Origin of the sequence: Streptomyces kaniharaensis (assembly GCF_009569385.1) — a bacterium.
GTDB lineage: Bacteria > Actinomycetota > Actinomycetes > Streptomycetales > Streptomycetaceae > Kitasatospora > Kitasatospora kaniharaensis.
The window spans coordinates 3867939-3880685 of record NZ_WBOF01000001.1; the positions used below are offsets into that span (position 1 = coordinate 3867939).

9 protein-coding genes and 1 tRNA gene are annotated in these 12747 nt (G+C 72.6%); 9 read left to right on the plus strand and 1 reads right to left on the minus strand.

What is annotated here, in order from left to right; translation table 11 throughout:
- Nucleotides 1-70: 70 nt before the first annotated feature.
- Together F7Q99_RS17485 and F7Q99_RS17490 are read left to right on the plus strand one after the other, a co-directional pair.
- Nucleotides 71-985 carry a carbohydrate kinase family protein gene (locus F7Q99_RS17485; protein ID WP_326846784.1) on the plus strand — a complete coding sequence of 305 codons (915 nt, stop codon included), beginning with the start codon at nucleotides 71-73 and terminating at the stop codon, nucleotides 983-985.
- A 121-nt stretch (nucleotides 986-1106) separates the two neighbouring features.
- Nucleotides 1107-2084 (plus strand): trypsin-like serine peptidase, encoded by a 978-nt coding sequence (locus F7Q99_RS17490; RefSeq protein WP_153462600.1) that lies wholly within the window; start codon nucleotides 1107-1109, stop codon nucleotides 2082-2084.
- A 143-nt stretch (nucleotides 2085-2227) separates the two neighbouring features.
- Here F7Q99_RS17490 and F7Q99_RS17495 read toward each other — a convergent pair.
- A tRNA-Arg gene (locus F7Q99_RS17495) sits at nucleotides 2228-2299 on the minus strand.
- A gap of 174 nt (nucleotides 2300-2473) precedes the next feature.
- On the opposite strand from F7Q99_RS17495, the gene F7Q99_RS17500 reads away from it, so the two are divergent.
- The 7 genes from F7Q99_RS17500 (at nucleotide 2474) to rho (ending at nucleotide 12717) form a co-directional block, all read left to right on the plus strand.
- Complete coding sequence (locus tag F7Q99_RS17500; RefSeq protein ID WP_153462602.1) at nucleotides 2474-2902, plus strand: response regulator; 429 nt, start codon at nucleotides 2474-2476, stop codon at nucleotides 2900-2902.
- A gap of 84 nt (nucleotides 2903-2986) precedes the next feature.
- Nucleotides 2987-4648, plus strand: a complete 1662-nt coding sequence (gene argS / locus F7Q99_RS17505) for an arginine--tRNA ligase (RefSeq protein WP_326846785.1) — start codon at nucleotides 2987-2989, stop codon at nucleotides 4646-4648.
- A gap of 89 nt (nucleotides 4649-4737) precedes the next feature.
- On the plus strand, nucleotides 4738-6129 hold the full coding sequence (lysA, locus tag F7Q99_RS17510; protein WP_153462604.1) for a diaminopimelate decarboxylase: 1392 nt from the start codon (nucleotides 4738-4740) through the stop codon (nucleotides 6127-6129).
- A 138-nt stretch (nucleotides 6130-6267) separates the two neighbouring features.
- Nucleotides 6268-7560 (plus strand): homoserine dehydrogenase, encoded by a 1293-nt coding sequence (locus F7Q99_RS17515; RefSeq protein WP_153462606.1) that lies wholly within the window; start codon nucleotides 6268-6270, stop codon nucleotides 7558-7560.
- Nucleotides 7561-7569: 9 nt separating this feature from the next.
- On the plus strand, nucleotides 7570-8715 hold the full coding sequence (thrC, locus tag F7Q99_RS17520) for a threonine synthase (protein WP_153462608.1): 1146 nt from the start codon (nucleotides 7570-7572) through the stop codon (nucleotides 8713-8715).
- 396 nt (nucleotides 8716-9111) lie between these two features.
- Nucleotides 9112-10050 (plus strand): homoserine kinase, encoded by a 939-nt coding sequence (gene thrB / locus F7Q99_RS17525; protein WP_153462610.1) that lies wholly within the window; start codon nucleotides 9112-9114, stop codon nucleotides 10048-10050.
- A 588-nt stretch (nucleotides 10051-10638) separates the two neighbouring features.
- On the plus strand, nucleotides 10639-12717 hold the full coding sequence (rho, locus tag F7Q99_RS17530) for a transcription termination factor Rho (RefSeq protein WP_326846786.1): 2079 nt from the start codon (nucleotides 10639-10641) through the stop codon (nucleotides 12715-12717).
- Nucleotides 12718-12747 lie beyond the last annotated feature (30 nt).

Here is a 12747-nt window from a genome sequence, read left to right on the forward strand (position 1 = left end):
AGGTCTTGCAGTCAACCTCCGGCGCCTGCTTGACTCCTGGCCACCGTCCGGGGATCAAGGAGGCGCCGCCGTGCTGGCCGAGTCCGTGCCGCTCGAGTTCGACCTGCTCGTCGTCGGCGGCGCCGGCGTGGACACCGTCGTCCGCGTGGACCGGCTGGAGATCCCGCCCGGCGACTCGCAGTACGTCGGGCCGGTCCACGACTACGTCGGCCACACCGGCAACGGCGTCGCCCTCGGCGCCCACCACCTCGGGCTGCGGACCGCCTTCCTCGACTTCCTCGGCGACGACCCGCAGGGCGATCTGATCCGCGCCGCCTACCGGCGCCACGGCCTGCACTTCGCCCACCTGGTGAGCCCGCACGGCACCCCACGCGGGGTCAACCTGGTGGACGCCGCCGGCCGCCGCTTCTCCTTCTTCGACGGCCGCCACCCCGCCGACCTGCGGCTGCCGCGCGCCTTCTACCTCCCGTACGCCGAGCGCAGCCGGCACGTCCACCTCTCCATCACCGGCGTCAACCGCGACATGTACGGCGACCTGCACCGGCTCGGCCGCACCACCTCCACCGACCTGCACGACTGGGACGGCCGCAACCCGCACCACCGCGACTACGCGGTCAACTCCGACCTGGTGTTCCTGTCCGTCGCCGGCTGCCGGGGCCGCCACGAGGAGCTGATGCGCACGATCCTCGCCGAGGGCCGGGCCGAGGTCGTCGTCGCCACCGCGGGCGCCGAGGGCTGCCACCTGCTCACGAGGGACGATCTCGACCGGGGCGCCCGCGCGGCCCACCACCTCCCGGCCGTCGACCCGGGCCGCCCGGTGGTGGACAGCAACGGCGCCGGGGACGCCTTCGTCTCCGGCTTCCTGTACGCGTGGTTCCGGGGCCGCGCGCCGCTGGACTGCGCCCGGGCCGGCTCGGCCGCCGGGGCGTTCGCGTGCACCGCCGCCGGGACGCACACCGCCTTCATCGGGCCCGAGGACCTGTAGCCGTCCGCCGCCCGGCAGCGGTTTTCTCATGCAGATCCAAGTCGCGGATAACAACATTTCCAGCCGGAGGCGTCATAGTCGTTGACCGAACGTTGCCGCCCCCAAGGCAGGAGAGACGCGCATGGGCCAGCACCGCCGCCCCACCCCGCGACGCCGGCTTCTGGCCCCGACCCTGTTCACCGCGTTCTCGGCCGTCACGGTGGCCGCCGTGGTGACCGGCATGCACTCGCTGAGCCCGTCCGAGGCGACGGCCGCCAGCAGTCCGTCCCGTGCCTCGCCGACCGCCTCCGCGTCGCCGCCCGCCGCCTCGCCCCCGGCTGCCGTGCCGTCCGCCGCGCCCGTGTCGACCTCGCCGGTCGTGCCCTCCGCGCAGTCGAGCAGCCCGCCGTCGACGGAAGACGCGACGCCCTCGCCCACGCCCACCGCCACGCCGAGCACCCCCTCGACGGCCCCGAGCGCCACCGCGACCGCCCCTGTGACTCCCGAATCGGTCACCGTGGGCGTGCTGTTCACCGGCTCCGTCCCGGCCGGCAACCACTTCTGCACCGCCAGCGTGGTGCACAGTCCCACCCGCAACCTGCTGCTGACCGCCGCGCACTGCCTCAACACCACGGACACCGTCACCTTCGCGCCGGGCTACCGCGACGGCCGGACCCCGTTCGGCACCTGGCAGGTCACCGCGATCCACACCACCACCGGCTGGTCCCAGCGGGCCGACCAGGACGAGGACTTCGCGTTCCTGGAGACGGCCCCCAGCAACGGCCGCAAGGTCGAGGACGTGGTCGGCGGCAACCGCCTCGGCGTCGACGAGCCCTTCGACGCCACCATCCGCCTCTACGGCTACGCCGCGGACTCCGAGTCCCCGAACCTCTGCACCAACACCAGCGGCAGGCAGAGCTCCTACCAGCGCGTCATCAGCTGCCCCGGCTACCCGGCCGGTACCAGCGGCGGCCCGTGGATCAACACCGCGACCGGCGACGTGGTCGGCGCCATCGGCGGCTACCAGCAGGGCGGCGAAACGGACGACGTGTCCTACAGCGCCTACTTCGACCACACGATCGCGGCCCTCTTCTCCCAGACCGAGGCCGCCGCCTCCTGAACCCGCCGCCCCCGGCCGCCCGCCCGGCGGCCGGGGGCGGCGTCTCCCCGGCAGCGCGACGCCGAGCCGGCCCGGAACATGACGAAGGCCCAGACCGTGGATCAACTCCACTGACCTGGGCCTCAGTTGCACTTCTCGCGAAGTGCCCCCGGTAGGATTCGAACCTACGCACCCGCCTCCGGAGGGCGGTGCTCTATCCCCTGAGCTACGGGGGCCTGCTGCTGTTTCGCCGTCCGCTTCCGCTTTCGACGTGATGAACACTACCAGGCTTCGGGTGCGGTCCGTGCACGGGTTTCGCGTGGGGCCCTTCGTGGGGGCGGGGGCGAGGGCGGGGGCGGAAGTCGGGAAAGGCCGGACGGGGCGGTGGAGGCGCCGATACCCTCGGTGAGATGTCGGGAGTGTCCGGGCGGGTCCTCGTGGTGGACGACAGCGAGGCGATCCGCCAGCTGATCAGGGTCAACCTGGAGCTCGAGGGCTTCGAGGTGGTGACCGCCGCCGACGGCGCCGAGTGCCTGGAGGTGGTCCGCCGGGTGAAGCCGGACGTGGTGACGCTGGACGTGGTGATGCCCCGGCTGGACGGCCTGCGGACGGCGGCGCGGCTGCGCGCGACCCCGGGCACGAGCCGGCTGCCGATCGCGATAGTGAGCGCCTGCACGCCGGCCGACCTGGACCTGGGGGAGGCGGTCGGCGTGGACGGGTACCTGGGCAAGCCCTTCGACCCGGCCGACCTGGTGGCGCTGGTGCGGCGGCTGATGGCGATGGACGGGATGCCCGGCGGCTTTCGCCCTGAGCGAACAGATCGGACCGATCGCGGCTGACATCCCCGCCGACGCGGCGGACGGCCGTCTCAACCGGTAAACCGAGTGGCGAGCGGGCACCCCGTCTCGCCTACGCTTGGCGTCGTGACCCCCGCAGAGCTTTCCCAGGCAGTCCAGGCCGCCGTGCGCGCCGCCGTCGAGGCGGGCGAGCTGACCGTCGCCGTGCCCGAGCACGTGACGGTCGAGCGTCCCAAGAACCGGGACCACGGCGACTACGCGACCAACGTGGCCCTCCAGCTCGCCAAGGCGGCCGGCAGGCCGCCGCGAGCCGTCGCCGAGACGCTGGCCGACCGCCTGCGAGGGATCACCGGCGTCGCCAAGGTCGACATCGCCGGTCCGGGCTTCCTGAACATCACCCTGGACACCGCCACCCAGGGCGCGCTGGCCCGCACGATCGTCGAGGCGGGCGACGCCTACGGCCGCAACCAGGACCTCAAGGGCCTGAAGATCAACCTGGAGTTCGTCTCCGCCAACCCGACCGGCCCGATCCACATCGGCGGCGTCCGCTGGGCGGCTGTCGGCGACTCGCTGGCGCGCGTGCTGCGGGCCTGCGGCGCCGACGTCACCACCGAGTACTACCTCAACGACGCCGGCGTGCAGATCACCAAGTTCGCCGCCTCGCTGCAGGCCGCCGCGAACGGCCGCGAGGTGCCCGAGGGCGGGTACGTCGGCGAGTACATCGTCGACATCGCCAAGGCGATCACCGACGCCGTCCCCGGCCTGCTCGACCTGTCCGAGGCCGAGCAGCTCCAGGTCTTCCGCACCGAGGGCCTGAAGCTCATGGTGGCCGAGATCAAGCGCTCGATGGACGAGTTCGGCACCCACTTCGACGTCTGGTTCTCGGAGAAGTCGCTGCACGACTCCGGCGCCGTCGGGAAGGCCATCGACCGGCTGCGCGAGCAGGGCCACGTCTTCGAGCAGGACGGCGCGGTCTTCCTGCGCACCACCGACTTCGGCGACGACAAGGACCGCGTCCTGATCAAGGCCGACGGCGACACCACCTACTTCGCCGCCGACGCCGCCTACTACCTGTCCAAGCGCGACCGCGGCACCGAGGTCGCGCTCTACATGCTGGGCGCCGACCACCACGGCTACGTCAACCGCCTCAAGGCCATCTCGGCCTGCGCCGGCGACGACATGAACCACAACATCGAGGTCCGGATCGGCCAGTTCGTGAAGATGCTTCGCGACGGCGAAGAGGTCCGCATGTCCAAGCGGGCCGGCAACATCATCACGATCGACGACGTCATCGAGTGGATCGGCGTGGACGCGGCCCGCTACACCCTGGCCCGGTCCTCCACGGACTCCACCATCACGCTCGACATCGACATCCTGACCAGCCAGACCAACGAGAACCGGGTCTACTACGTCCAGTACGCCCACTCCCGGATGTGCGCGGTGCAGCGCAACGCCGACGAGCAGGGCATCACGCGCGGCGCGGCCGAGGACTTCAAACCGGAGCTGCTGGGCACCGAGTGGGAGTCCGAACTGCTCGGCCACCTCGGCGAGTTCCCGCGCGTGCTGGCCTCGGCCGGCGAGCTGCGCGAGCCGCACCGGGTCGCCACATACCTGGAGGAGCTGGCGGCCAAGTACCACCGTTTCTACGACAACTGCCGCATCCTGCCCCGGGGCGACGAGGAGGCCACGGACCTCACGCGCGCCCGGCTCTGGCTGGCCGACGCCACGCGCACGGTCCTCGCCAACGGCCTGACGCTCCTGGGCGTCACGGCGCCCGAGCGGATGTAAGCACCACCCCCCAAGCGCGCAGCGGGGGCGGCTGACGGTCAACGGGGACCGTCGCCGCCCCTCGCCATAGGTCTCGAAGGACTACGCAGATGAGCCGTTCCGCACACCCCGCAGGCCCCCGCCACGGCGACGTGCTGCCCGAGGGCCACTACCAGGCCCCGCCGGCCGACCTGAACGCCCTCGACCCCAAGGTCTGGTCGCGCACCGTCGCCCGCGACGCCGAGGGCGTGGCCACCGTCGGCGGGCTCGACGTCCGCCGGCTGGCGGCCGAGTTCGGCACGCCCGCCTACGTGCTCGACGAGGAGGACTTCCGCACCCGGGCGCGCGCCTGGCGGGACGCCTTCGGCGCCGACGCGGACGTCTACTACGCCGGCAAGGCGTTCCTCTCCAAGGCCGTGGTGCGCTGGCTGCACGAGGAGGGCCTGAACCTCGACGTGTGCAGTCCCGGCGAGCTTGCGGTGGCGCTGGCCGCCGGGATGCCGCCGGAGCGGATCGCGCTGCACGGCAACAACAAGTCGGTGGACGAGCTGGAGAGCGCGGTGAAGACCGGCGTCGGGCACATCGTCGTCGACTCCTACGAGGAGATCGAGCGGCTGGCCGCGATCGCCGCCCGCCAGGGCGTCCGCCAGCCCGTGCTGATCCGGATCACGGTGGGCGTCGAGGCGCACACCCACGAGTTCATCGCGACCGCGCACGAGGACCAGAAGTTCGGGCTTTCCCTGACCGGGGGCGCCGCCGCCGAGGCGGTGCGCCGGGTGCTCGGCCACGACAGCCTGGAGCTGCGCGGCATCCACTCGCACATCGGCTCGCAGATCTTCGACACCGCCGGCTTCGAGGTGGCCGCCCGCCGGGTGGTCGGCCTGCTGGCGCAGATCCGCGACGAGCACGGCGTCGAGCTGCCCGAGATCGACCTCGGCGGCGGCCTCGGCATCGCGTACACCAGCGAGGACGACCCGCGCGAGCCGGCCGAGATCGCCGTCGCGCTGGCCGAGATCGTCCGCCGCGAGTGCGTCGCCGCGAACCTGAACACCCCCCGGCTGAGCGTGGAGCCGGGCCGGGCGATCGTCGGCCCGACGGCGTTCACGCTGTACGAGGTCGGCACGGTGAAGCCGCTTGAGGGCCTGCGCACCTACGTCAGCGTGGACGGCGGCATGTCCGACAACATCCGCACCGCGCTGTACGACGCCGAGTACTCGGTGGCCCTGGTGTCGCGCCGCAGCGACGCCGCGCCGATGCTGGTCCGCGTGGTCGGCAAGCACTGCGAGTCCGGCGACATCGTGGTCCGGGACGCCTTCCTGCCGGCCGACCTGGCCGCCGGCGACCTGATCGCGGTGCCCGCCACCGGCGCGTACTGCCGCTCGATGGCGAGCAACTACAACCACGCCCTGCGGCCGCCCGTGGTGGCCGTCAGGGACGGCGCGGCGCGGGTGATCGTCCGCCGTGAGACGGAGGAGGATCTCCTGCGTCTGGATATCGGATGACGAAATTCTCGTCTCAGATCATGGAACGGCCGTAGATCCGTGCGGAAAGTCGCCGAGACTGGTACGGACCGAAGTTCCCGGCGGCCCGTGGAAAACCGCCGGAATTACCGAAGCACGATGAATGCAGAGCGGAGTCGGATGATGCGTACGCGCCCGCTGAAGGTGGCGTTGCTGGGTTGTGGTGTGGTGGGCTCCGAGGTGGCGCGCATCATGACGACGACGGCCGACGACCTCGCCGCGCGCATCGGTGCCCCGGTCGAGCTCGCCGGCATCGCGGTCCGCCGCGCCGGCCGGGTCCGCCCCGGCGTGCCCGAGCACCTGATCACCACCGACGCCGAGGCCCTGATCAACCGGGGCGACATCGACGTGGTCGTCGAGGTCGTGGGCGGCATCGAGCCGTCCAAACACCTCATCCTGTCGGCGTTCGAGCAGGGTGCCTCGGTGGTCAGCGCCAACAAGGCGCTGCTCGCCCAGGACGGCACCGAGCTGCACGCCGCCGCCGCGGCGGCTGGGGTGGACCTGTACTACGAGGCCGCGGTGGCGGGCGCGATCCCGCTGCTGCGCCCGCTGCGCGAGTCCCTCGCCGGGGACAAGGTGAACCGGGTGCTGGGCATCGTCAACGGCACCACCAACTTCATCCTCGACAAGATGGACACCACCGGCGCCGGCTACTCGGAGGCGCTGGAGGAGGCCACCGCGCTCGGCTACGCCGAGGCGGACCCGACCGCCGACGTCGAGGGCTTCGACGCCGCCGCGAAGGCCGCGATCCTGGCCGGGATCGCCTTCCACACCGAGGTCACCGCGGCGGACGTCTACCGCGAGGGCATCACCGAGGTGACCGCCGCCGACATCGCCTCCGCCAAGGAGATGGGCTGCGTGGTCAAGCTGCTCGCGATCTGCGAGCGGGCGGCGGACGGCGAGTCCGTGACCGCCCGGGTGCACCCGGCGATGATCCCGCTGTCGCACCCGCTGGCCTCCGTCCGCGAGGCGTACAACGCGGTGTTCGTCGAGGCCGAGGCGGCCGGGCGGCTGATGTTCTACGGCCCGGGCGCGGGCGGCTCGCCGACCGCCTCGGCGGTGCTCGGCGACCTGGTCGCGGTGTGCCGCAACAAGCTCGCCGAGGCCACCGGCCCCGGTGACTCGGTGTACACGCAGCTCCCGGCCAAGCCGATGGACGAGGTGGTCACCCGCTACCACGTCAGCCTGGACGTGGACGACCGCGCGGGTGTGCTCGCCCAGGTGGCGTCCGTGTTCGCCGAGCACGGGGTGTCGATCGACACCGTGCGCCAGCAGGGCCGGGACGGCGACGCCTCGCTCGTCGTGGTCACCCACCGTGCCACCGACGCCGCCCTGTCGGCGACGGTCGACAAGCTTCGCGCGCTGGACAGCGTGCGGGACGTGGCCAGCATCATGCGGGTCGAAGGGGAGTAAGGAACAGCCATGAACGCCGTTGCCGAGAACGTCGTCGCAGGCGCGCGCACCCACCAGTGGCGCGGCCTGATCGAGGAGTACCGCGACCGCCTGCCGGTCACCGACTCCACCCCGGTGGTCACCCTGCTCGAAGGCGGCACGCCGCTGGTCCCCGCCCAGGTGCTGTCCGAGCGCACCGGCTGCGAGGTCTACCTGAAGGTCGAGGGCGCCAACCCGACCGGCTCCTTCAAGGACCGCGGGATGACGATGGCCATCTCCAAGGCCAAGGAGGAGGGCGCGCAGGCCGTCATCTGCGCCTCCACCGGCAACACTTCGGCCTCGGCCGCCGCGTACGCGGTGCGGGCCGGCATGGTGTCGGCGGTGCTGGTCCCGCAGGGCAAGATCGCCCTGGGCAAGATGGGCCAGGCGCTGGTGCACGGCGCCCGGATCCTCCAGGTGGACGGGAACTTCGACGACTGCCTCACCCTCGCGCGTGAACTGTCCGAGAAGTACCCGGTGGCGCTGGTGAACTCGGTGAACCCGGTGCGCATCGAGGGCCAGAAGACCGCCGCGTTCGAGATCGTCGACATGCTCGGCGACGCCCCGGACATCCACGTCCTTCCGGTCGGCAACGCGGGCAACATCACCGCGTACTGGAAGGGTTACCGCGAATACGCCCGGTCGGCGCCGGCCGCCGTTCCCGACCGGGACGGCTCGCCCCGCCTGCTTCCCCGCCTGGCCACCCGAACCCCGCGGATGTGGGGCTTCCAGGCCGCCGGCTCCGCGCCGATCGTGGACGGCGCCCCGGTGCTCAAGCCGCAGACCATCGCCACCGCGATCCGGATCGGCAACCCGGCCTCCTGGGACTTCGCGCTCGCCGCGCGGGACGAGTCGGGCGGCCTCATCGACAAGGTGACTGACCGTCAGATCCTCGCCGCCTACCGGCTGTTGGCCGCACAGGAGGGCGTCTTCGTGGAGCCCGCCTCGGCAGCCTCGGTGGCCGGCCTGCTGGCCAAGGCGGAGGCCGGCCTGGTCGACCCGGGCCAGCGGATCGTCTGCACCGTGACCGGCAACGGCCTCAAGGACCCGGACTGGGCGGTGGCCGGCGCGCCGCAGCCGCAGGTCGTCCCGATCGACCCGGAGGCGGCGGCCCGCCACCTCGGCCTGCTCGACTGACCGTCACGCCCGCCGTCGTGCCGTACTGGCGACGGGGCCTGACGCTTCGACGGGCCGACCCTTTCGGGGGTCGGTCCGTCAAAGTTCTCGATGACACTTTGGTGTCAATTCCGCTTCGCATTCCGATCCGATTCCACCGCTCTCTTTCACAGGGAGGGGTGTGCATTCCGGCCAGAAGCGGCAACACACCAGATCGAAGGCCCGTGGGGTGTACCACTGGGGAACCTCTCTTCGATACTCTGGGTCCGGCCGTGTGGCACATGCCCCGGGTCCGGCCTCGTGCGGGCCGCACCAACGACTGTGACCGCCCGCCCCGGACGGGGCCCCGCGGCCCGCCTCCCCACCCTCGCACCGACGCGCTTCGCGCCGCCCGATTTCCCCAGGAGAGTCCACCGCATGGCCGGTCCTGCGTTCCGTGCCGCCGCCGTCCGGGTCCGGGTTCCCGCGACCAGCGCCAACCTCGGCCCGGGCTTCGACGCCTTCGGACTCGCGCTGGGTCTGTACGACGACGTGGTCGTCCGGGTCGCCGACTCCGGTCTCTCGGTCGACATCGCCGGCGAGGGCGCCGACACGCTGGCGCGCGACGAGCGCCACCTCGTGGTCCGCTCGATGCGCGCCGCCTTCGACCGGCTCGGCGGCCAGCCGCGCGGCCTCGAAGTGGTCTGCGCCAACCGGATACCGCACGGCCGCGGCCTGGGCTCCTCGTCGGCCGCCATCTGCGCCGGCATCGTGGCCGCCCGCGCCGTCACCATCGGCGGTCCGTCCGCGCTGGACGACGACGCGCTGCTGGCCCTCGCCTCCGAGCTGGAGGGCCACCCCGACAACGTCGCGGCCTGCCTGCGCGGCAACTTCACCGTCGCCTGGACCGACGAGGAGTCGGCCAAGGCGATCGCCCTGGAGCCGTCCGAGCGGGTCGTCCCGGTGGTGTTCGTGCCCGCCGAGGAGGTGCTCACCGAGACCGCCCGCGGCCTGCTGCCGAAGACCGTCCCGCTGGCCGACGCCGCCGTGAACGCGGGCCGTGCCGCGCTGCTGGTCGAGGCGCTGACCCGGCGGCCCGAGCTGCTGCTGGCCGCCACCGAGGACCGGCTGCACCAGGACTACCGCTCCTCCGCGATGCCGGACAGCGCCGCCCTGGTGGGCGCGCTGCGGGCGGAGGGCATCCCCGCGGTGATCTCCGGGGCCGGCCCGACCGTCCTCGCGCTCACCGACGAGGCGAACGCCGACAAGGTGCTCTCCTTCGCCGGGCACCACGGCCACGGCGGCGACCCGGCGTTCGCCGCGCACCGTCTGGAGCTCGACCGCACCGGTGCCACGGTGCTCCCGCTGGACGTCTGAGCAGCACGTTCGGGCGGTTCGGCCGGGCCCGGCGGCAGCCGGGCGGTCCGGACACGATTGGCAAGCGCAAGGCTGGGGAATGTGTGAGGGGGTCGGTAGTGTTAACCTCATTGCTGCACCAGGTGCCCTCCGGGGCTCGGTGCGCCGCGTCCCGATCCCAGCACTCCGCTGCCGCGGAGTCCCGGCGATATCCGGGGCGACGATTCTCCGGGAGCCCACCGCAGCGCGTACGCAGCCTGCCTGCGCGACTTGCGGCCGCATCCCGAAGCCGTGACGGCACCTGACTCCCACCCGCGGCCTCCCACCTGGAGGCCAGGACGGGCGGAGCGCGGGCCACCGTCACGCGACGGGGGCCCGGGATTCGCAGGCAGCGTGGGGGTACGCCCTCAGGGGAGGTCGGCACACGACCGGCCCACCGCGCCACTCGCACCACCGTGCTTCATGCACCGCACCTCGCAGCTCTCCCTCGACGGCTTCCGCCATTCGAGGGATCACCGCCTCGGACCGACGCAGTCGAGCGTTGGTCAGGACAGCACAACCGGTCGCCGAGCCAGACAGGCCGACGTCCGCTCCAGGGAAGGACCCTTAGTGAGCGACACCACCGATCTGATGGGCGCGCGCCCGGACGCCGACGCGTCGGACGCAGCCGCCGCCCCCGCTGCCCCGGCGCGGCGCCGCCGCTCCGCCGCCGCGGGCCTGGACGGCATGGTCCTGGCCGAGCTGCAGAAGCTCGCCGCGGACCTGGGCATCACCGGTACCGGACGCATGCGCAAGAGCCAGCTGATCGAGACCATCAAGGAGAAGAGCGGCGGCGACCCGCTGCTCGCCGCCGGTGGCGCCCCGGCCGCCAAGCGCGCCGCCGCCAAGGCGGACGCCGAGGCCCCGGTCGAGAAGCCGGCCCGCCGCACCAAGGCCGCCGCTGCCGCCGCGGCCCCGGCCGCCGAGGCGCAGGCCCAGATCGAGATCCCGGTCCAGGCCGCCGCCGAGACCGCCGCGCCCGCCCGTACCGAGCGCACCCGCCGCCGTGCCACCTCGGCCGCCGGCGCGCCCACCGCCGAGGCCGCCGCCGAGCCGGCCGCCGTCGTCGTGGCCGAGGCCAAGCAGGCCGAGACCCGCCCGGCCGAGGCCCGCGTCGTCGAGGGCCGCGAGGAGGGCCGTACCGAGTCCCGCCGCGACCGCCGCGACCGCCGCGACCGCCGTGAGACCGGCGACCGCCGCGAGGCCGGCGAGCGTCAGGAGGGCGAGGCCCAGGCCGGCCAGGACGGCGAGGCGCGCGAGTCGCGCCGCGACCGTCGCAACCGCCGCGAGCGGACCGATCGCCAGACCCAGCAGGGCCAGCAGCAGGGCGCCCAGGGCGACGGCCAGCAGACCCGCCAGCAGGCGCAGCCGCAGGCCGCCCAGCAGGGCGGCTACGAGGACGACGAGTTCGGCGACGGCCGCCGCGGCCGCCGCGGCCGCTACCGCGACCGCCGGGGCCGCGGCCGCCGCGAGGGCTTCGAGACCGGCGCCCCCGAGCCGCAGATCGGCGAGGACGACGTCCTGATCCCGGTCGCGGGCATCCTCGACATCCTCGACAACTACGCGTTCGTGCGCACCTCCGGCTACCTGCCGGGCCAGAACGACGTCTACGTCTCGCTCGCCCAGGTCCGCAAGAACGGCCTGCGCAAGGGTGACGCCATCACCGGTGCGGTGCGCCAGCCCCGCGAGGGCGAGCGCCGCGAGAAGTTCAACGCCATGGTGCGGCTGGACTCCGTCAACGGCATGGACCCGGACAGCGGCCGCGGCCGTCCCGAGTTCAACAAGCTGACCCCGCTGTACCCGCAGGAGCGGCTGCGCCTGGAGACCGACCCGGGCGTGCTGACGACCCGGATCATCGACCTGGTGTCGCCGATCGGCAAGGGCCAGCGCGGTCTGATCGTCGCGCCGCCGAAGACCGGCAAGACGATGGTGCTGCAGGCGGTCGCCAACGCGATCACCCACAACAACCCCGAGTGCCACCTGATGGTCGTCCTGGTCGACGAGCGTCCGGAGGAGGTCACCGACATGCAGCGGTCGGTGAAGGGCGAGGTCATCTCCTCGACCTTCGACCGCCCGGCGGAGGACCACACCACCGTCGCCGAGCTCGCCATCGAGCGCGCCAAGCGCCTGGTGGAGCTGGGCCACGACGTGGTGATCCTGCTGGACTCGATCACCCGCCTCGGCCGCGCCTACAACCTGGCGGCGCCGGCCTCCGGCCGCATCCTGTCCGGTGGTGTCGACTCGACCGCGCTGTACCCGCCGAAGAAGTTCTTCGGCGCCGCGCGCAACATCGAGAACGGCGGCTCGCTGACCATCCTGGCCACCGCGCTGGTCGAGACCGGCTCGCGCATGGACGAGGTGATCTTCGAGGAGTTCAAGGGCACCGGCAACATGGAGCTCAAGCTCGACCGGAAGCTCTCGGACAAGCGCATCTTCCCGGCCGTCGACGTGGACGCCTCCAGCACCCGCAAGGAGGAGATCCTGCTCGGCAGCGAGGAGTTGGGCATCGTCTGGAAGCTGCGCCGGGTGCTGCACGCGCTCGACTCGCAGCAGGCGATCGAGCTCCTGCTGGACAAGATGAAGCAGACCAAGAGCAACGCCGAGTTCCTGATGCAGATCGCCAAGACGACCCCCGGCTCCGGCGACTGACCGTAGCGGGACGGCCCGAACGGCACGGAA

Coding starts and splice junctions, on each gene's coding strand:
- thrC (WP_153462608.1), top strand. CDS start 7,570: ATGAACGCCGTTGCCGAGAACGTCGTCGCAGGCGCGCGCACCCACCAG.
- F7Q99_RS17500 (WP_153462602.1), top strand. CDS start 2,474: ATGTCGGGAGTGTCCGGGCGGGTCCTCGTGGTGGACGACAGCGAGGCG.
- lysA (WP_153462604.1), top strand. CDS start 4,738: ATGAGCCGTTCCGCACACCCCGCAGGCCCCCGCCACGGCGACGTGCTG.
- thrB (WP_153462610.1), top strand. CDS start 9,112: ATGGCCGGTCCTGCGTTCCGTGCCGCCGCCGTCCGGGTCCGGGTTCCC.
- F7Q99_RS17515 (WP_153462606.1), top strand. CDS start 6,268: ATGATGCGTACGCGCCCGCTGAAGGTGGCGTTGCTGGGTTGTGGTGTG.
- F7Q99_RS17490 (WP_153462600.1), top strand. CDS start 1,107: ATGGGCCAGCACCGCCGCCCCACCCCGCGACGCCGGCTTCTGGCCCCG.